Annotated in this window: 20 protein-coding genes; 13 read left to right on the top strand and 7 right to left on the bottom strand. The window is 61.2% G+C overall.

Features of this window, described 5'->3' with window-relative positions; translation table 11 throughout:
* Window positions 1-199: 199 nt before the first annotated feature.
* The 4 genes from pgm to C4J85_RS13660 all read right to left on the bottom strand — a co-directional run bounded on the left by pgm (window position 200) and on the right by C4J85_RS13660 (window position 6,535).
* Window positions 200-1,843, bottom strand: coding sequence for a phosphoglucomutase (alpha-D-glucose-1,6-bisphosphate-dependent) (pgm, locus tag C4J85_RS13675; RefSeq protein WP_124362831.1), 1,644 nt, complete (start codon window positions 1,841-1,843; stop codon window positions 200-202).
* Window positions 1,844-1,951: 108 nt separating this feature from the next.
* On the bottom strand, window positions 1,952-3,355 hold the full coding sequence (locus C4J85_RS13670; RefSeq protein WP_124409908.1) for a PLP-dependent aminotransferase family protein: 1,404 nt from the start codon (window positions 3,353-3,355) through the stop codon (window positions 1,952-1,954).
* A 36-nt stretch (window positions 3,356-3,391) separates the two neighbouring features.
* The gene (locus C4J85_RS13665) at window positions 3,392-4,810 is read right to left on the bottom strand and encodes a hypothetical protein (RefSeq protein WP_124409907.1); all 1,419 of its coding nucleotides are present in this window, start codon (window positions 4,808-4,810) and stop codon (window positions 3,392-3,394) included.
* Window positions 4,811-5,512: 702 nt separating this feature from the next.
* Entirely contained in the window at window positions 5,513-6,535 is a 1,023-nt protein-coding gene (locus C4J85_RS13660; RefSeq protein ID WP_124362828.1) for a zinc-dependent alcohol dehydrogenase family protein, read from the bottom strand.
* A gap of 269 nt (window positions 6,536-6,804) precedes the next feature.
* On the opposite strand from C4J85_RS13660, the gene C4J85_RS13655 reads away from it, so the two are divergent.
* From C4J85_RS13655 to C4J85_RS13595, 13 genes are all read left to right on the top strand, one after another.
* Complete coding sequence (locus tag C4J85_RS13655; RefSeq protein WP_124367023.1) at window positions 6,805-7,719, top strand: LysR family transcriptional regulator; 915 nt, start codon at window positions 6,805-6,807, stop codon at window positions 7,717-7,719.
* 153 nt (window positions 7,720-7,872) lie between these two features.
* Window positions 7,873-9,141 (top strand): integrase arm-type DNA-binding domain-containing protein, encoded by a 1,269-nt coding sequence (locus C4J85_RS13650; RefSeq protein WP_124409906.1) that lies wholly within the window; start codon window positions 7,873-7,875, stop codon window positions 9,139-9,141.
* 592 nt (window positions 9,142-9,733) lie between these two features.
* Window positions 9,734-10,084, top strand: a complete 351-nt coding sequence (locus tag C4J85_RS13645; RefSeq protein WP_124409905.1) for a DUF3085 domain-containing protein — start codon at window positions 9,734-9,736, stop codon at window positions 10,082-10,084.
* A gap of 469 nt (window positions 10,085-10,553) precedes the next feature.
* The gene (locus C4J85_RS13640; RefSeq protein ID WP_124409904.1) at window positions 10,554-11,288 is read left to right on the top strand and encodes a hypothetical protein; all 735 of its coding nucleotides are present in this window, start codon (window positions 10,554-10,556) and stop codon (window positions 11,286-11,288) included.
* 114 nt (window positions 11,289-11,402) lie between these two features.
* A complete protein-coding gene (locus C4J85_RS13635) occupies window positions 11,403-11,618 on the top strand; it encodes an AlpA family transcriptional regulator (protein ID WP_124409903.1) in 216 nt (71 codons plus the stop codon).
* A 12-nt stretch (window positions 11,619-11,630) separates the two neighbouring features.
* Window positions 11,631-12,482, top strand: a complete 852-nt coding sequence (locus C4J85_RS13630) for a ParA family protein (protein WP_124409902.1) — start codon at window positions 11,631-11,633, stop codon at window positions 12,480-12,482.
* The gene (locus C4J85_RS13625) at window positions 12,472-12,675 is read left to right on the top strand and encodes a type II toxin-antitoxin system HicA family toxin (protein WP_124409901.1); all 204 of its coding nucleotides are present in this window, start codon (window positions 12,472-12,474) and stop codon (window positions 12,673-12,675) included. Before C4J85_RS13630 ends, C4J85_RS13625 begins: the two co-directional genes overlap by 11 nt.
* Entirely contained in the window at window positions 12,668-13,984 is a 1,317-nt protein-coding gene (locus C4J85_RS13620; protein ID WP_124409900.1) for a ParB family protein, read from the top strand. The genes C4J85_RS13625 and C4J85_RS13620 overlap by 8 nt, the downstream gene beginning before the upstream one ends.
* Complete coding sequence (locus C4J85_RS13615) at window positions 13,984-14,544, top strand: DUF2857 domain-containing protein (RefSeq protein WP_124409899.1); 561 nt, start codon at window positions 13,984-13,986, stop codon at window positions 14,542-14,544. The genes C4J85_RS13620 and C4J85_RS13615 overlap by 1 nt, the downstream gene beginning before the upstream one ends.
* Window positions 14,545-14,547: 3 nt before the next feature.
* Window positions 14,548-15,690: an STY4528 family pathogenicity island replication protein gene (locus C4J85_RS13610; protein WP_124409898.1), complete on the top strand. Its 1,143-nt coding sequence runs from the start codon at window positions 14,548-14,550 to the stop codon at window positions 15,688-15,690.
* A gap of 178 nt (window positions 15,691-15,868) precedes the next feature.
* Window positions 15,869-16,630 carry a PFL_4669 family integrating conjugative element protein gene (locus C4J85_RS13605; protein WP_124409897.1) on the top strand — a complete coding sequence of 254 codons (762 nt, stop codon included), beginning with the start codon at window positions 15,869-15,871 and terminating at the stop codon, window positions 16,628-16,630.
* Window positions 16,618-17,097: a DUF3158 family protein gene (locus tag C4J85_RS13600; RefSeq protein WP_124409896.1), complete on the top strand. Its 480-nt coding sequence runs from the start codon at window positions 16,618-16,620 to the stop codon at window positions 17,095-17,097. The genes C4J85_RS13605 and C4J85_RS13600 overlap by 13 nt, the downstream gene beginning before the upstream one ends.
* Window positions 17,094-17,495 carry a single-stranded DNA-binding protein gene (locus C4J85_RS13595; RefSeq protein ID WP_124409895.1) on the top strand — a complete coding sequence of 134 codons (402 nt, stop codon included), beginning with the start codon at window positions 17,094-17,096 and terminating at the stop codon, window positions 17,493-17,495. Before C4J85_RS13600 ends, C4J85_RS13595 begins: the two co-directional genes overlap by 4 nt.
* Window positions 17,496-17,531: 36 nt before the next feature.
* On the opposite strand, the gene C4J85_RS13590 is transcribed toward C4J85_RS13595, so the two are convergent.
* From C4J85_RS13590 to C4J85_RS13580, 3 genes are read right to left on the bottom strand one after another with little or no spacing between them, the layout of a single operon-like run.
* On the bottom strand, window positions 17,532-17,822 hold the full coding sequence (locus C4J85_RS13590) for a type II toxin-antitoxin system RelE/ParE family toxin (protein ID WP_124409894.1): 291 nt from the start codon (window positions 17,820-17,822) through the stop codon (window positions 17,532-17,534).
* A complete protein-coding gene (locus C4J85_RS13585) occupies window positions 17,815-18,060 on the bottom strand; it encodes a type II toxin-antitoxin system ParD family antitoxin (protein ID WP_124409893.1) in 246 nt (81 codons plus the stop codon). The genes C4J85_RS13590 and C4J85_RS13585 overlap by 8 nt, the downstream gene beginning before the upstream one ends.
* A gap of 45 nt (window positions 18,061-18,105) precedes the next feature.
* Window positions 18,106-19,359, bottom strand: coding sequence for a DUF1173 family protein (locus C4J85_RS13580; RefSeq protein ID WP_124409892.1), 1,254 nt, complete (start codon window positions 19,357-19,359; stop codon window positions 18,106-18,108).
* Window positions 19,360-19,437: the final 78 nt, after the last annotated feature.

Genomic DNA, 19,437 nt, shown 5'->3' with positions numbered 1-19,437 from the left:
TCAGTTAAGCGTACACCACCGTCTGTAGGAGCGAGCTTGCTCGCGAAAAACGTCAACGATAACGCGTGCTTTCTGAATGAACGCGGTGCCTGTGAGTTTTTCGCGAGCAAGGGCTAGCCGCCCGCCTCGTTCCTACAAAAAGCCTTAACTGACTGGCATTAGGGCAAGCCCCCTCCCACATTAGATCTCAGGGTGTCAGTTACTGGGAGATTGCTCCGTCTACCAGTACCTGAGCCTCTTCCACCAGCTGCTTGAGGTGATCCTCGCCGATAAAGCTCTCGGCGTAGATCTTGTAGATGTCCTCGGTGCCCGATGGACGGGCGGCGAACCAGCCGTTTTCGGTCATCACTTTCAAGCCGCCGATCGCCTGGTTGTTACCCGGCGCATGGCTAAGGATCTGCTGGATGCTTTCGCCGGCCAATTGCGTGGACGTCACCTGCTCTGGCGACAGTTTGCCCAGCAGGGCTTTTTGCGCTGGCGTGGCCTTGGCATCAACACGGATGGCGAAGGGTTCGCCGAGGGCGTCGGTCAGGCCGCGATAGATCTGGCTCGGGTCCTGGCCTTTGCGCGAGGTCATTTCGGCGGCGAGCAAGGCGGGGATCAGACCGTCCTTGTCGGTGCTCCAGACCGTACCGTCCTTGCGCAGGAACGAAGCCCCGGCGCTTTCTTCGCCACCAAACCCCAGCGAACCATCAAACAAACCGTCAGCAAACCATTTGAAGCCCACCGGCACTTCGTACAAACGCCGACCGATGCGCGCGGCGACGCGATCAATCAGGCCACTGCTGACCACGGTTTTGCCCACCGCCGCATCGGCGCGCCAGTCAGGACGGTTCTGGAACAGATAATCGATGGACACCGCCAGGTAGTTATTCGGCGCCAACAGCCCGCCGGACGGGGTCACGATACCGTGACGGTCGTGGTCCGGGTCGCAGGCAAACGCCACATCGAAGCGCTCCTTGAGGCCGATCAGGCCTTGCATGGCGTAGCTGGAAGACGGGTCCATGCGGATCTGGCCGTCCCAGTCGACGCTCATGAAGCGGAAGGTAGCGTCGACTTCGGTGTTGACCACCTCCAGGTTCAGCCGGTAGTGCTCGGCGATCGCCGACCAGTAGCGCACCCCTGCTCCGCCCAGCGGGTCGACGCCCAGGCGCAGGCCGGCGCTGCGGATGGCGTCCATGTCGATCACATTGACCAGGTCGGCCACGTAGCTGTTGAGGTAATCATGCCGGTGCGTGGTATCGGCCTTCAGCGCCTGGGCATGGGTGATGCGCTTGACCCCGGCAAGCTTGTTGGCCAGCAGCTCGTTGGCCTTGGCTTCGATCCACTTGGTGACGTGGGTGTCGGCCGGGCCACCGTTAGGCGGGTTGTACTTGTAGCCACCACTTTGCGGCGGGTTGTGGGACGGCGTGATGACGATACCGTCCGCCAGCCCGCTGGTGCGGCCACGGTTGTAGCAGATGATCGCGTGGGAAATTGCCGGCGTGGGTGTGTATTCGTCGCCCTCGGCGAGCATCACGTGCACGCCATTGGCGGCGAGCACTTCCAGCGCGCTGGCGCCGGCCGGCGTCGACAGTGCGTGGGTGTCCAGGCCGACAAACAACGGGCCGTCGATGCCCTGGGCCTGGCGGTACAGGCAGATGGCCTGGCTGATCGCGAGCACATGCCATTCGTTGAAGCTCAGCTCGAACGAGCTGCCACGGTGCCCGGAGGTACCAAAGGCCACGCGCTGGGTGGAGATCGCTGCATCAGGCTGGCCGGTGTAATAGGCCGTGACCAGTCGCGGGATGTCCACCAGCAACTGGGCTGGCGCCGGCTTGCCCGCAAAAGGACTGATAGTCATGCATAAACCTCGAGAAAAATAAGGATTCGGAAAAATGACAGTTTACGGTGACTTGGACTACGGCGCGACGGTATCGATCCAACAACTAATACAGAAATTTCATACGCGTCAAATTTGCGCCTGCTGCAGTACCTCGGCCAATGCGTCCAAGGCGATGTCCAGGTTCGGATGCCCGCTGAACGCATGCCCCAGGCGCATATGCTGGTGATGCAGACCGCTGAGACTGAACAGCTCACCGGGAGCGATCACCACCTGCTGCGTGACCATGCGCTGGAACACATGGCGCATGTCCACTGCCGCCGTCGACTGCAGCCAGAAACTCGCGCCGGCGCCGGGCATCCGATAGCTCACCCGCCCCTCCAGACGTGCATCCAGGCGCAGGCTCATGGCCTGTGCCTGCTCACGCAGGCGCTGGCGTAACGTCTGCACATGTTGGTCATACCGTCCGCTTTCGTACAAGCGGGCAATGGCGCGCTGACGAATCGACGACAACCGGAATGCACGCAATAAAAACTGACGCTGCAGCTCGAGGCTCAGCTGGCGCGACAGTACAAAACCAAACGGTGCTTCCGGGCCAAGGATCTTCTCGAACGAGGAGAACACTATCAGCCGTTCAGGGTCGACCAGGTGCCGCAGGGGCACGGAGGACGGTGCGAAGCTCAGTTCGCCAAAGGTGTCATTCTCCAGCAGCCAGCAGCCGAATCGGTCCAGCAACTGCGCTACCTGCATGCGCTCCTGAACCGACAACACGCTGCCCGACGGCATGCTCACTGCCGATGACAGTACCACCAGGTGCACCGGCTCGTGGCTGAGCAGATGTTCAAAGGTGCTCAGATCGAAGCGGCCGTCGGCGAGCCAGGGCAATTCGATTACCCGCACGCCGGCCCCCTGCAACAGGCGCAAGACCAGGTAATCGCAGGGTGATTCGGCCACCACCACGCTGCCCTTGAGGCCCAGGGCGTCAATCAGGATCTCCAGGACGCCACGCACGTCGGCGCCGATATACACCTCATCCGCCTGCCAGCAGCGCGTGGGCGATGAGGTATAACGTGCCGCCAGCGCCGCGCGCAGCTCCCAGACGCCGCAGGGTTGCGAGTGGGTTTGCAGGTGGTGCGGATAGCGGCGGATCAGTTGGCGCTCCAGTGAAAGCAACGCACCATCGAGTGAGCCCAGCAGCGCCGGTTCGTCGCCACTGAGTACCACCATGCCAGGCCGCCGCGCTGCCGCGTAAAGGCGCTCAAGCAAGTCCCCACTCGTGGCCACTGGCGCGTTGGCGGCCACCGGCCAGGCAAAGTAGCCGGACTTGGCCACCGAGTAGATCCGCCCTTCCTTTTCCAATATCGAGTAGGCGTACTGGATCGTCGAGATCGACACCTTCAAGCGGGTCGACAACTGCCGCAGGGACGGCAGCTTTACCGGTTTTTCCAGGCTGACTTCGTTGATCAGGTTGATCATGTAGCGATACACCGCCTGGTAGGCAAAATCCGCTTGCCGCTCCCCGCGCAGTTTCATGAGCGCCCGCCCGGGTTCGCACGCACAGGCACGCGGCTAACGCCCCGACACTTGCGCAATCTGCGCCTGCGCCCCACGCCGTTTGCGCGCCTGGGTACCACGACCCGCCTGCTGAGGACGCTTGCGGTACAGGTTTTGTAACAGAGGCAATGGCAGGCCACTGGTGTCAATCAGCCACTGCTGCAGCATCTCTGCGGCGGGCTTGCCCTGCAGCGCCTTGTGCAACTCGGGAAGCCCCACCAGCATGCCGGGGTGGCATTGGCGCAGGTAACCCTCCAGGCGCTCGCCATGATGGATGAAGGGCGAGAACAACAGGCAAGTCAACTGGCCCTCGTCCAGGCCGAAGAATTCCTGGGCATAGGTCGTCGACAATATGCGCCCATCGTGGCCGCCCAATGCGTCGATCAAGGTGTCTGGAATGTGTCGACGGCTCATCGCGTCCCTCGCCTGCCGCACAAAAGCCTCGACGCCTTCGCCGTAGGACAGCTCCCGCAGGCATTGGGCCTGCAACCCGTGCAGATGCGCCATGAGCAACGGGTTGGGATAGTCAGGATGACTGAAGTGAAAGTCGAACGGGTCCGGTTTGTGGGCCAGGAACTCGGTGAGCAGCGGTGACGCGGCAACGTCGACCTCATCGAGCAGGTCGGCAACCCCGATATAAGCCACATGGCGGTGCCCGCCACGCCCCGGGCTCTGGGCCTCCACGTATTGCTCGCCGTAGAGGTCACGGTAGCAACCGGTACTCCATTCTTCCATGCGCGCAAACAGAATGTTGAGCGACGCGGGCCGGCGCGGCGGGACAGCGACACCCGCAGCCAGGGCCGAACGCTTCAGCCAGGCCAGGTATTGGCTTTGCTTGCGCGCAGAATCGCCGCTGACCAGCGCATGCACGCCGCCGTTCCACGTGCTCACACGCTGGTAGAAATCCCCCAGAGCCAGGTAAGTGTCAGTGCACAGCGTGGCACGCACGTCCCCGGACGTCAGGTGCCCGATCATTAGCCGGTCGCGTTGGTTGACCTCACGGCCGGCGCTGGAAGCGGGCCGCTGATGATTGAAAGGCTGCACCTCCTGATTTTCCACCATCAGCACCTCCACCCGAGGGTCATCGTGAAAAAACAGCGCGCTATAGCCCTCATTCAGCCTGCCCAGTGTGGCCTGGGTCATCCCTGCATGCCGCAGCGTCGCCACGCGCAGGTGAAAGGTCTTGGGCGTACGGCCGGCGATGCTCAACTGCGCCGCGCGCAGCAGCGCCAACGTATAACTGCTGACTTCGCCGCCGCCGTGGGCGATCAATACTTTATAGTTACCCACATGTTCCATGCCGCCTGCCGCCACCACGATTCGCTGGATCAACAATTGAAGTGCAGTCCGTTCGGCGCGCGTGAAGTGCCCCATCAAACGTTGTAGAACTTGCTGATAAACATAGTTCATGGCTTGTTCGTGAATTGCGCTCATTGTTCTACTACCTGAGTTGAAATATCAGTTTCAAGCAACTCTGCGACGTGGTTGCCTGACCATTACATCTGTAGGTCTGTCTTGCGCGACAGGGCATAAGAATGATTAAACATTAGCAGCCTGCAACAAAATTACCGGAGCGGACACCTGAGTCGCGGGCAACCCATCCCACAGACAGACGCGCTAACCCGCAGTCGCGTGTGCTCAAGTGGCAGCTCCTAGGAATGTTCCGACACTATCCTACAGCGCGTTAACTAATTAATTAGCGAAACCTCCGACAAATAATAAATCACCCACTTAATCTGGCTTCTTGCAAGAAGAAGGGATGTTTCGAACGTTTTTTTCGACGGGCAAGGTAACGCCTCGTTAGTTTACTGATGCAAGACAGTAATGTCGGGCAGCTGATCATTGCTCAATCCTTGAGATGATGGTTAAGCCGCAATTATCGGCACTCAACTAATGATTAATAGATACAGAACCGCGCAGGAAAGCAGTTCAGATGATCTGCGGCGCGAACTTCAGTGACGCCCACACAACAGCGCCGCGCTGGATTTCAGGGCGGCATAAGGGCCAAAGGTATTGTTTGCAGGGCGCAACGCCCCCGGAGTGGCTCAACCCTTTCGTGGGTCAAGCCATGACAAATGGCGCATCTGCTGCATTCGCGCAGACGCTGGAGTATTCATTTGCGAATACTCCTACAGCTCAAACAGCTTCAACCTGCAACGCAACTCGTTCGCGGCACGGGCATTCGTCCATATAGCGGTGGGCTTCGACGAATTGACTGAACGGAAACACCGTGGTTTTCAACGGCACCAGTACCCGGTCGGCAGTCAGTTGGTTGATATCCCGCAAGGCGCGCTGCAACGCAACCTGGTCCTGAATGATGCCCAACTCCGGCTTGCCGGTGAAGTTGCCGATGCAATGCACGAAAAACTGAATATTCTTCTGGAACGCGGCGCAGGCCGGAAAAGGTGTCTGGTTACCGCCTTGCAGGCCATACAACACCAGGCTGCCACGCGGCGCCAGCACGTCACCGAGCAGCGACATCTGCGGCCCGCCCAGGCCGTCGAACACAACATCGACGCCACGGTCACCCGTGATTTTGTTGATTTGCATGAGCAGGTCCTGCTCTTCGGTGACGATGACCTTTTCCGCCCCCAGCGACAGCAGGTATTCACGCTCCGCGCTGTCTTTGGTCGCGGCAATCACCCGTACCCCCAAGGCTTTGCCCAACTGCACGAACGAAGGCCCGGCGCAGTGGCTGGCATCGGTCACCAGAGCAAATTGCCCAGGCTTGACCCGCGCCAGGTCCATGTAGGCAAAGTAGGCAATCAGCAGCGGCGTGTAATGCACACTCGCTTCAATGGGGCTCAAGACATCCGGGTAACGGGTCAGGGCCGAACGGGGCAGGACGATCTGCTCGCCATACACCGGGTAATCGTTAGGACTTTCGGCAGGAAAACTGGCGACCTTGTCGCCCACCGCCAAGTCATCCACGCCGTCGCCCAGGGCGACAACCACGCCGGCCATTTCATGACCCAGGCCAGACGGCAGGCGTGCATGGGACGACGCCAGGTTCTGGCGCCACAAAACGTCGTACCAGCTGATACCAATCGCGTCGACACGCACCTGCACTTCGCCCGGTGCGGGCTGCGCGGTTGCATGCTCTTCGCATTTGAGCACCTCGGCCGGACCAAACTTGTGAAAACGAATCGTGCGGGACATCGCAAACCTCGTCAAAGTAACCTCTAATGCCATGAACTCTATCTGGGCTTTCCCGGTAAGACCACCGGTCGCCATTAATAGTCGACATGTCTGTCATTGATTCCGCATGTGAGGCATAGACCTCAGCTATCGTAGGAAAACTCAATTATCTTGTGCAGAGTACCAGCCTTTCCCCGTAAGATTCATGCCGGTCATGCTTCTGAACGGAACCTTGGAGGTTCTGGATATGGCCGCTCTCGTCAAGTTCGCTGACTCTTCCAGGACACAAGATGAACCGTAACGACCTGCGTCGTGTCGACCTTAACCTCTTGATCGTATTCGAAACCTTGATGCACGAGCGCAGCGTGACCCGCGCCGCCGAGAAACTGTTTCTCGGCCAGCCGGCCATCAGCGCGGCCTTGTCACGCCTGCGCGGGCTGTTTGACGACCCGCTGTTCGTACGCACCGGGCGCAGCATGGAACCAACGGCCCGCGCCGTGGAAATCTTCGCCCTGCTCTCCCCGGCCCTGGACTCGATTTCCACCGCCGTCAGCCGCGCCGCCGAATTCGATCCAGCTACCAGCACTGCGGTATTCCGTATCGGCCTGTCCGATGACGTGGAATTCGCCCTGCTGCCGCAATTGCTCAAACGCCTGCGCGCCGAAGCCCCCGGCATCGTGCTGGTGGTGCGTCGCGTCAACTACATCCTGATGCCCGGCTTGCTGGCCTCCGGCGAAATATCCATCGGCGTCAGCTACACCGCCGACCTGCCGGCTAATGCCAAGCGCAAGGTCCTGCGCCGCAGCCTGCCGAAACTGCTGCGCGCCGACAGCGTACCCGGCCCACTGAGCCTGGACGACTTCTGCGCCCGCCCGCATGCCTTGGTATCGTTTGCCGGTGACCTGAGCGGGTTTATCGACGAAGAGCTGGAAAAGCTCGATCGCAAACGCCACGTCGTGCTGGCCGTGCCGCAGTTCAATGGGCTGGGCACGTTACTGGCAGGCACCGACATCCTCGCCACCGTACCGGATTACGCGGCAGAGGCGCTGACCTCGGCGGGGGGGTTGCGAGCTGAAGACCCGCCGCTGCCGGTGCGTTCGTTTGAGCTGCATATGGCGTGGCGTGGGTCGCAGGATAATGATCCGGGGGAGCGGTGGTTGCGGTCGCGGATTCAGATGTTTTTTGGGGACCCCGATAGCTTGTAATGGAATTCCACTAAAGTCCAAAAAGCCTTTATTAACATTAGGTTATGGCGAAGTTCAGTCCAGCCCCGTCCGTCCAGTTCCACTGGATTCCAGAGCGCATGGGGGCATAATTGGGGGCAAAATTTTAGTTTATAAAAAACGTTGCCCCCACTTATGCCCACAGACAACGCTCCTGTCTTCAGACGAAAACTCAGCGATGCCTTCATCCGCTCGCTGACCGAACCCGGCAAGCATGCCGATGGCGATGTCCCTGGCCTTTACTTGGAGGTAAGGGCGTCGAGCAAGGCAGGAAAACCTCCTTCCAAGTTCTGGCGCTTGAAGTATCGGCTGCATGGCAAGGAGAACCGTTTCTCGATCGGTGCCTACCCCGACATCGGCCTGAAGGAAGCACGCGACATTGCCCGCAGCGCACGCCGCGACGTGGCGAACCATATCGCTCCGCTCAAGGCCAAGATCGCGAAGATCGAGGCACAGCTGCTCAACGAAGAGCGCACCTTCGAGTATGTGGCCAAGCAGTGGCTAGCATTTAAGTCTGCCGAACTGGTCACCAAGTCCATCTCAGGGTTTAGTGGCGCGCTGAATAACCACATCTTGCCTAACATCGGCAATACACCGGTCAGCGAGATCAAGCTGGAACACATCACCACAATTATCACGGAGCTGCGCCGCCAGCGCATCATGGCCATGGCTCGGCGCGTACGCACCATCATCCGTTCCATCCTGGGTTTTGCCGAAGGTCGAGGCTGGGTGGAGCGCAACGTGGCGCTGAGCAACATTGAGGAATTGAAGATCCGTCATGTCGTGACCAGCAACCCCGCAATCGAAAGGCCAGCGGACCTGGGCAGGTTTTTGTTGCGGCTGGATAATTGTAACGACGGCAGCGTTGCCACCGCGATGCGGCTGCTGGTCTTGTTGCCCGTCCGCCCTGGCGAACTGGCGCAGATGCGCTGGGAAGACGTCGATCTGGTCGGTGCCGATTGGCGTTACGTCGTGAGCAAGACCCAGCACCTGGACAAGAGCAAGCACATCGTGCCGTTGCCCGTGCAAGCCCTGGATCTGTTACGTGCGCTAAGTAAAACCCGCGTGGTGGACGAAGAAGGCAAAGGATGGGTATTCGCCTCGCCGGTCTACCCCGGTCGTCCCATTAATCCGACCTCCATGCTCAAGTCCTTTCAGCGCATCTGGCCGGAGTACGACATCACTGCCCACGGCTTTCGCGCTACCTACAGGACCATCGCCCACGAGTACCTGGGTATTGATCCAATCGTGCTCGAACTTTCGTTATCCCACCGTATGCCAGGTGCGCTTGGAGCCGTGTACGCGCGCGCTCAACTGCTAGTACAGCGCCGTGAGGCAGCTCAACAATGGGCGAACTACTTAGACCAATTGCGGCAAAACGCGGCGCGAGCGATGGCAGATTGACCATACAGCGAAAACAATATCGAGAGAAAAAACGACTAATTTGCTCTTAGCTCATTGCCAGATGGGATCGCAAATAGGAAGTGACGTAGTTATTTGTCAGCGACCCATGAAGCCTTTAGTAGGTTGGATATACCTTCGCGAGCCGCCCGATCTCCCAAGCCACTCTTCACTGGCATGATTGTGACGCTGGCCATGGCATCCGGCTATTTTGCCCGACGAAGCGCATCGATGCTAAAACGATGCAGGCGTAGCACTCAGCGGCTACCTGCTGTCGTCCTACGCCATCGGTGACGGATTGACCTCTGTATCTTCACCGAAGCGGCCCGGAGCCACCGCTGTGTTTTTGCTGGAGGAGTATGACGGCCATAACCAGGTAGGTCCCTGATGCGGTTTAACGGATGCCAGCTGCCACTCACCCCAGCCACGCTGCCGCCATGTTCGCTGGCATCGCCAGCAACGTCCCAGGCGGTCAAAGCCTTCAAGACCGCGGTGCGTCAATGGCGTATCGGCCGCCTCATACCTTCATCCTTCCGTCATCCCAAGGGACGCCCACCCTTGCGGTAGGAGGTCCCGCTGTTGCAAGGAGACCTCCATGTCATTGTTCTTCAAAGGCAGCGATCTGAAGCCGGTGCTGGTAGAGGCCATCGCCAATCAATGCTGCATCATTTTGGTCAAGGACCAAGGTGTCTACTGGCTCGCCGAGCGGGGCGAGCGCCAAGCCGATGGACGCCAAAAAGTGATTGCCTACGCGGTCGGCTGCAATCCCGATATCGACGCGTTCGACGACTGGTGGGCGTTGGCCCGCAACGAGCTCGGCGGCGACGATTTCCGGGAATATTTCGACCCTCAGTGGGGGGCGTTCACACGCATCCTAAACGGTAAGGACGATCTTGAACTGACCGCAACAGCGACCCGCCTGATGCTGTGGTCCGTAACGCCCTAATCTGCCCCCGATTGTCCCACCAGACCTTGAGCCCCCGACTGACGGGCGCGCCGCGGTTCAGCCAGGCACCGCGCCCGTTTTCGTTCTTCTCCTAGGGTGCCGAATGGAGTCGTCACCCTATTCTCTTGCCTCATTCCCGTGCTCCCCGTCAGACGATGTTGCGTCCTGGTCACTGCCACGCATCGGCGCGGATTCGCGGTTAGCGTCGGTATGGTCCTACGGCAATTTTTCCATGCGCTGCCGTGTGGAAGACCTGCACTTCCAGTTGCCGCCAGGGGCATCGGCTCTTCGGGCATGTCTACCGGGCGCGTATTTGGCGTTGGCCGGTATTTCGCCCCCCAAACTCCACCGTTTCGTTGGATGCTACCCGCGACGGCTGCTGGCACACGCCTCGTTTATTTCATTGTCAGCATGGCCGCCCAAACTAGGAATTGATTGATGACTTCACTTTTCATGCAAGGTATTGATCATGCGAAAACTACCTACTCCGTTAATCAAAGCCTATTACCACCCGATTGAAGCGGCGATCCGCTGGAGCAACCTGCACCGCTTCGAACCCTTGATCCTGGCCCAACTCGGTAGCCGTCTGCGCCCGACCCAGGATGACTTCCCACGCTGGCCAACGCTGTATTTGAATAGCGAGCGCCTTTACTGCGGGCTGCACAATGGTGATCTGCCCTTCGGCAAACACGGCGTCACTTGCCAGGACATGAGCCTACTCGATGACCCGGGCCTGAGCGTCTGCGAGGTGCATCTGAAGGCGTGGATGCAGCAGAACTACCCGGAAGAAAAACCGCGTTTCCTGTATGGCCCGGCCGAACGCCGTGGCCTGAGTTGGGCGGCGTTGCAGGAGATGTCCGCTAATCACACGGCACTGAAAGTGCAGCTCGACATGTGCTCTGAAAAAGCAGCGCAGTTGAAGGGGCGCAACACCCTGCTCAAACGTAGTCTGGCCGAGGTCAGGCGCATGCCGCCGCCCGGCGAGGAACTCAGTGATCGCGGCCGCTCCGCACTGTTGAACATCATCGGCGGCCTGCTGACGGCGCTGCGCGGCAGCTCGCCCGGTGGCCAGCGTTACAGCCAGTTCGACAGTGACGCGGCGATCATCCAGACCGTCATGACCTACCACGGCGGGCGCGTGGGTATTACCGAGCGCACGATGCAGAAGCATTTCGCGGCCGCTCGCCGCAGCTTGGCCGCTTGAGCCCGCTGGCCGGTGCCGCACTTGCGGTGGGGCGCGCCGTAGTTGCGGTAGCCGTCGGCTGAGGCAGGCTATTGAATACCGATCACCCCATAAAAGCCTTCCGGAGTGATCACCATGACTGATAACACCTCCATAGCTTCCCACGCCGAGCACCGGGTACTACGCCGGGTGGATGTCGAGCATAAAACCGGCCTAAAGCGCGCTCACCTGTACGCTCTGATGCGTGCCGGGCGCTTCCCTAAAAGCATTCCGCTGGGCATCCGTGCGGTGGGCTGGGATTCGCTGGAGGTTGAACAGTGGATCGCCGAACGCCGCGCCGAGCGCGACTGAGGGGAGATGACTATGCGTGTTGTGTCCCTGATTTCCACCAAAGGCGGTGTCGGCAAGACCACCACCGCGGCGAACCTTGGCGGCTTTATCGCCGATGCCGGCTTGCGCGTGTTGCTGCTGGATCTGGATGTGCAGCCGACCCTGTCCAGCTACTTTGCCCTGACCCGCCAAGCATGTGCCGGCGCTTATGAATTGCTGGCCTTGAACGAGCATGACCTGCAGCGATTGGTGTCGCGCACCAGCATTCAAGGCCTGGACTTGATTGTGTCCAACGACGAATTGGGCCAGCTTGGCACCTTGCTGTTGCATGCCCCCGATGGGCGCTTGCGGTTGCGCAACCTGTTGCCGATTTTTGAAGCGCATTACGATCTGCTGCTGATCGACACCCAGGGCGCGCGCAGTGTGCTGCTGGAGATGGCGGTGCTGGCGGCAGACCTGGCGCTGTCGCCGGTGACCCCGGAGATCCTCGCCGCGCGCGAACTGCGCCGGGGCACCTTGCAGTTGCTGGACGATATTGCGCCCTACCGTCACTTGGGCATCCAGCCGCCGCCGCTGCGATTGTTGATCAACCGGGTGCACCCGGCCTCGGCCGATGCGCGGCAGATTCAACAGGCACTGCGCCAAGTGTTCGGCCAGAGCGGCGGGGTCCGGGTGCTGCACACGGCGGTGCCGGCGATTGATGCCTATCCGCGCGCAGCTACCGAGCAGTGGCCGGTGCATCGTGTCGAATACCGCAAGCCGTCAGGCCGCGCTGCACCCGCTGCTTTGGAAACAATGCGCGCGTTGGCGGGTGAACTGTTCCCGGCCTGGACGAAGCGATTCGCCACGGTCACTGGTCGTGGAGGACGCCCGCATGGACAGTAATCGTCTGCCACGCCGCCTGCGCCGCTTGATCCTGATGGCGCTGCGCGAGGGCTGGTGGGTGCAGATCAGTCCCGACCTGCAACTGACCTTGCGCAAGCCCGGCCTCCCGCCGATCCACACCGGCACCCGCGCCAACGATGCTCGGCCGGTGGTGCGCCGGCGCAAGCCCAGCGACGGTAATGACCATGGCTAAGTCGCGCGCACCGGACCTGGCGGCGCAACTGTTGGCGGCGCCTTTTGGCCGCGAGACACCAGCGGTGCAGACCGCCAGCGATCCCTTGGTGGACACGCCGATGCGGGTCACCTTGGAGCAGGTGCGCCCCTATCAGCTCAATCCGCGTCGAGTTCCCAACCCCCAGTACGAGGCCATCAAAGCCTCGATCCGCCAACGCGGCCTGGACCAGCCGCCGAGCATCACCCGGCGCCCCGGTGAGGAACACTTCATCATCCGCAACGGCGGTAACACGCGGCTGGCGATCCTCAACGAGCTGTGGACCGAAACCGCTGACGAACGCTTCCACACCTTGCTGTGCCTGTTCCGCCCGTGGACTGCGCGTGGCGAGATCCTTGCCCTGACCGGGCACCTGGCCGAAAACGAATTGCGCGGCAGCCTCAGCTACATCGAGCGCAGCCAGGCGGTGGAGCAGGCGCGGCAGTTGTACGAGCAGGAAAGCGGCCAGCCACTGAACCAGCGCGAACTGGCCGAGCGCCTGACCGCGGACGGCTACCCGGTGGATCAACCGGCGATCAGCCGCATGGGTGATACCGTGGCGTATCTGTTGCCGGCCATTCCCTATGCGCTGCACGCTGGGTTGGGACGCCCCCAGGTCAGCAAGCTGCTGCTGTTGCGCAAGGCCGCCCAGCGCACTTGGCAGCAGCATGCGCCCGGCGCCGAGGCGGAGTTCACGCCGATCTTTGAGCAGAGCTTGGCGCGCTGCGACGGGGAGATGGCGGCGTTCTCGGTGGACCGCGCGCGCGATGAACTGATCGGCGATCTGGCCCAGCGCCTGGAACTAGGCTACGACGAGCTGGCGCTGGACCTGGGCCAAACAGAGCTGCGTCGCGGCATGCTGAGTCAACTGTTGGAACCCGAGGTGCCGCTGCCACGCCCAGCGCCCGGTAAGCTCCCGGCAGCCGATGCGTTCACCGCGCCGCCGACTCAGGCCGCTGCGCCGAATATCGACGAACTGCGTCAGCGCATTGCTGAACTGGCGCAGGCAATCAGCACAGCCTGCGCGCCGACGATAGAGGTACTTGCACAGAACGAGGGGCTGGGCTTTGCCTGCCGCTGTGCGGATCAAAGCGCCCTGCCCGCTCAGGGCCAGGCCCTGCTCGGGTTATGGCAGGCGCTGGCTGATCCAACCTCCGGCTCAGCGGCCAACATCGGCGCGCTGCTGTGCGGCACGCCCACCCAGGCCCCGTGGCTGGACGATGAGACGCTGGCCCGCCTGTTTCGCCTGATCAAACTGGCGCGCCAATTGCCCCACAGCGGTGAATGCTGATGGACACTCCGCACACCTTGAACCAAGCGGTGATCGCCCAGGTCCTGCAGGATCTGCGTAACGGACAACTGCGCCGATGTCTGGCCATCGGCTTTAGCGAACAGCAACTGGCCGCGCTCAAACGCCCGGAACTGCTCAGTGTGTTGGCCAATGCCCAAGTCGGCTGGTGCACCGTCAAGGTCAATGCGGCGATGGTGCAGCGCATTCTCACCCAGGCCATCGCTGTTACCGAGGAGGTCGCCGCCATCGACCGCCTGCTGCGCGCCGGCGCCAGTACCGAGATGATGAGCCAGTACCATGGGTTGACCCACCAGGAAGTGGCGGCGCGGCGCAACGTGCTGGGCCTGAGCAAGCGCAAGGGCCGTCATCCGGCACTGGATGAAGCCCAGGATACCGAACTGTTCAAGCGCTGGAAGCCGTTGCGGGACCAGCGCAAGGTAGCGGTTGATGACGAAGCGGCCATGCTGCAGCTCGCGCTGGAAGTGGCCGAAGACCTGGCCCTGCCGCTGTCGGTGGTGTGGGCCACGATCCAGGGCTGGGTCGAACAGAACCTGGTCTGAGCCATGGGCCGCTCAGCATCACCGGTGACCACACCGGTTAGGCCACTGCCACGCGATGACTTCATCTACAGTGGTCAACGCCACGATTGCGTGCCGCGGGCACTGCTGCTGGACCGTCGCCTGTCGCCATTGGAGCGCAATGCCTGGCAGGTGATCCGCCTGTTGCTCGATGGCGAGGGCGTCACGCGCCTGCCTACTTACGAACGGCTGCGCCCCTTCCTGACCACCTCACCCTGCGCCGCCCAGGCGTCTTGCGAAACCGTAGCGCGGGCGCTGACCGTGCTGCGCCTGTGCCGCTGGCTCAGTCTGACGCGACGGCGCCAACCGGGGGATCACGGCCAATGGCAAGCCAACCTCTACGTGCTGCATGAGGCGCCGCTGACACCCGGCGAGGCGCTGTGCCTGGACACCGATTATCTGGAGCTGTTGAGCCAGTCACTGAGCCATGCGAGCAAGGCGGTGCAGTGGGTGGCCTATGACGCGCTACAGGCCCTGGCGGAGGCCCCGTTGCTGACTGTCCGGCCCTTGCCCGAGCACCTGCAACGTCTGGCCGACTGGCTGGCAACGGCCAGCGAAGGTGCATCTGCCTCACCTGCCATACAGGCCCATGCCACCGATGCACCCACTTCGGATTCCGAAGCACGACCTACTTCGGAATCCGAAGTGCCCCCACCTGCTTCGGAATCCGAAGTAGGTCTGAAAGCCCCGGAACCCGCCCTGCTTCGGAATCCGAAGCAGGTGCCTAGTACTGTATTTAGTATCAGTAAAAGCTTTAGTACTACGCGCGCGAACGAAACCAATCCGCCCAACCTGCCACCCCGATTTTCCCAACTTCGCCCGGAAGAACAGAGTGCCGCGCTGGCTACCTTGCAACGCGTGGAGCCGGCGATACGCCAGGAGGTGCTGGATGAGTGGCAGGCACGTTGTGATGCTGGCGGCGTGCAACGCCCGGCGGCCTATCTGTTCGGCATCCTGCAGAAGGCACTGCGCGGAGACTTCCATCCCTGGGTGACACAGATTAAAGCGGCGCCAGCGTCTCCTGAACCCTCCCCCGTACCGTCGCTGTCACCCGAACAGCGGCAAGCGCGGCTGGACAATGCGCGCCGTCATATGGCCGAACTGCGCGAAATGCTCGGCATCCGCTGAACCCGGCGCATCGTTCCAGCAATGCCCACTGACGACTTATGTCACTGACATAACTGCAACCGGGCGGGTTATTTCAGAATCTGCGCAAACAGGGCAACCCCGCGCACCTATTGCCCACAGACAGTCACTGCCCGGCTTGCCAGCCTGATACCTCAATGGTTTTTTGAGCCCTTTGCCCATGGCCTTGCCCAACCACGCCCCGCTCGGCAGCCTGCGCAGCCAGATGCGGCTGACCTTGCACACCCACCATGCCATTCGCCTGTGGCACGGCCGCCTGCCGTCCGAGCATGTGCACGGCATTGTCGGCTTGAACGGGTTCGTGGCGCAGGTCAACCGCATCCACCGCGATGCCGGGCAGGACGACCCGTACGCCGATGCTTGGCTGCTTCGCATCGAGGCTAAGCTCGACACCGCCCGTACCGAACTGCTTGATCTGCGTGCGCAGTTGAGCGAAGCCCTGACCCACGCCCCCGCCGCCCTGCACCTGGGCGACAACCTCAACCTTGCCCCTGTGCAACTGCCGGTCACGGTCAACGCACCGCTGGGCTTCCTGGCCCTGTACCTGCTGGCCGACTATGACGAGTTGGCCCGGCGCGCCCTGCTGGCCCAGCACACCGCCCTGATTGACTCGCCCACCTTGGACCGCTGGCTGGAGGACGGCGCACACCAGCTGCGCAGCCTGTTCAGCCTGGTCCAGCCCTACCGTTCCAGTGGCGTTTGTCGCGACGACTTCGCGGCCGGCAACGCCAAAGCGCTGCAAGCCCGCGAACAGTTCGGCGAGCTGCCACAGTCGGTGCTCGACGGCAGCCAGCGCGCCAGACATGCACCTGTGTTAAAGCGTCCTGGGCCAAATGAAGACAGTCGCGCTGCGCCTGTACCGAACACCGCCGACGCGTTGGACGAGGTCATCCCAGAACAGGTGCCGCCATGCACACCTTGACCCCGCTGGAACAGCTGACCTCCCTAAAAGGCCTTTTCAAAGGTAAGGGGGACCTGCGGGCTCTGGTCGAGGCGTGCCTGACGGCGCGTGATGATTTGATCCAGCAAGCCCTGCCTGCCCTGCTAAGCCGCGCCCGCGTTTCACCCCTGCACCTGCTGCCGGTGCACCTGACTCGCCAAGCAACTGCAGCGGGCACCACCTTCCTGCGCTGGCGCCGGGTTGATCGTGCAGCCATGGGTGTGGCGCAGTGGCAGGCCCTGCTGGTGGCACTCAGCACACGCGACGTCATGGTGCCGACGCTGTACCGGCTGGAACGCCAGCGCATCCTGCTCAACGCCCAGATCAGCCTGACCCACAGCCTGACCCACAGCCTGGCACAACTGGCGCACCGCACGCTCGACCAACTGACACATGCCGAACGCATCCATCAACAGCGCCTGGACTACAGCGCAACGGAGGCTTCATGAGCACCTACTTCATCGGCGAAGGCAATATCGGCACAGCCCCGGAATACCGTGAATTTTCTCGCGACAACGACCAGCCACGGCGCCTGCTGCGGCTCAGCGTGTATTTCGATAACCCGGTGCCGACCAAGGACGGCTATGAAGACCGCGGCGGCTACTGGGCGCCGGTAGAACTGTGGCACCACGACGCCGAACAATGGCAGGCGCTGTACCAGAAAGGCATGCGCGTACTGGTCGATGGTCGCACCGTGCGTGAAGAGTGGGAGGACCGCGAGGAGAATCCGCGTGTCACCTTCAAGATAGAGGCTCGGCGCGTGGCGATCCTGCCGTACCGGTTGGCGCGGGTGATGTTGCTGGCACCCAGTGAGCCGTCCACCGATAGCTCAACAGAGCAAGCGTAAGCACCACCCGGATACTGCTCGGATCAACGCTGAACATCAAAGGTAACGCAGCACATCCATCCGATCATGCAAGACACGAATGATCGCAATTCCGTACTCGGTGATGCGAAAGTACACCATGTGCCGCTCAACGCGGCTGCACCGGTAACCCGGCCGAATGTGGTCACAGGCTTGGGCTGTCTTGGGCCACTGCGCCAGATCAGCGAAAGCCGCAGTCAGCATGTCGATGTAGCGATGCGCTTGCTCCACGCTCCACTGCTCAACGGTATAAGCCCAGATCACTTCCAGGTCACGTTCAGCGGCCGGCGCAAGGCGATACTCAGCCATGCTTGACCAACATCCTCTGCTTGAAGGCTTCAGGGTCGAAGGCTCGCGGTTCCCCACTGGACTCACCGGCCATCAACGCCGAACGGATCGCCTCCACTTCGGCGCTACGCTCCTGTTCACGCCGGATCAGGCCGCGGATGTATTCGCTGTCATTGGTGTAGTGACCGGCCTCAATTTGCGCCTTGATCCAGCCGTCCTGCTTGTCGGTCAGCGTAATGGTTTTACGCACGGTTCCCATGGTCTTTCCTCCAGCAAGTGCAACAAGTGGGCAAAGGCTATCATACTATTGGTGCACAACAGTGCCGACATCTGCCTGAGCGAACGGGACCAGCATAGGAAGTGGCGGAATCAAGGCCGTTGTGCAGGCATCCCATTGCCACCACCCAGAGGGGTAGTTGGCATTGTAATGAGCAACCTTGACCGCCTTTCTCGCCAGATACTCCGGCGTGTTCATACCAAATACTTCCATCGGGTAATCATTGGGCATGTCCAACAGCCAAAAATCCGGGAACACTGCATCAAACGCCGCATCAAAGCGAAGCGGCTTGTAGAAGCTGCGTTTGTTGTCGTAGAGCAACTGTTCCACCGTTGCCTCGTGGCCTGAATCCAGAGGAATCAGGCGTTCACTCACCCGCATCAGCGCGACCTTGTTCACGTCCGCATAGGGCTTGGTTCCTGCCCGCACGCTCAAATGCACGATGGCATAGATCTGAGCACCGGCCTGCCAGGCATTCAGCTCGGCTGCGAAGCTTTCGGTTAACGCCGTCCTCGCCATGTCAGCCAGGTACATTGCAGGCATGCCGGCGGCCCTGCGCAATGGCAGTCGTTCAAGCACAGCATCACGCTCGGGGCTGTATCTTGCCAGCGGAGCAATGGCTACTACGTTGCGCTTGTGTTGCCGGGCAGTCGCCACGACCTGAAGGTTCTTCTTCTTTTCGTTGGAGTCATCAGCGGCGGGTACCAACAGCACATCGCTCAGCGTCATTCTTGCAGTGCTGATCCGTTCCGCCTGCTCGGCCATCAATCGCGCGACAAGCCATTCCCCTCGCTTCCCATCCATTGCCGGGTACCACTTGATCAGACCGCTTTCGGTCCAGAGCAGATGCAAGAGACCCAGCAGCGACATCGCGTCGCGTTTCACGCCTGGTCCCGCAACACGCGGTGACGCTGGTCTGGCCTCTGTAGTGGCTTGACCCCGCTGACGCAATGGAAGGTCCAGCCGAACATTCAGCCCCCCGTCCTCAAGTTCCCTGACCGCCTTGAGGCTGTAACCCTGCAACCCCGAGCTGGTGGCATCCGGTGAGTAGAAGCGGCAATTGCGGCGATGATTCGGACCAGAGCCTGGGTAACGGTGCAGGTGATACTTGTTGCGCAACTGAACCGAAAGCCGGCCTTCGCCCGTCTGCGTGCAGAGACAAATGAAGTGGGTCACACGGTGCGCGCGGGTAAGCGCAGAGACCCAGCCTGCACCTTGTTGGCTGTATCGGTCGAAAACCTTTCCGGTGTTGGCCGCCTTGAGTGAGTAAATTGTCGTCATTGCAGCTCCATGTTGGTTCGATTCAGTGCCCGCCTGACTCACTCAGGCCGACACCAAGCTCACGGGCTATAGAACCCC

This window comes from Pseudomonas sp. R4-34-07, assembly GCF_003852375.1.
GTDB lineage: Bacteria > Pseudomonadota > Gammaproteobacteria > Pseudomonadales > Pseudomonadaceae > Aquipseudomonas.
This window is presented reverse-complemented; position numbering and strand designations above follow the sequence as displayed.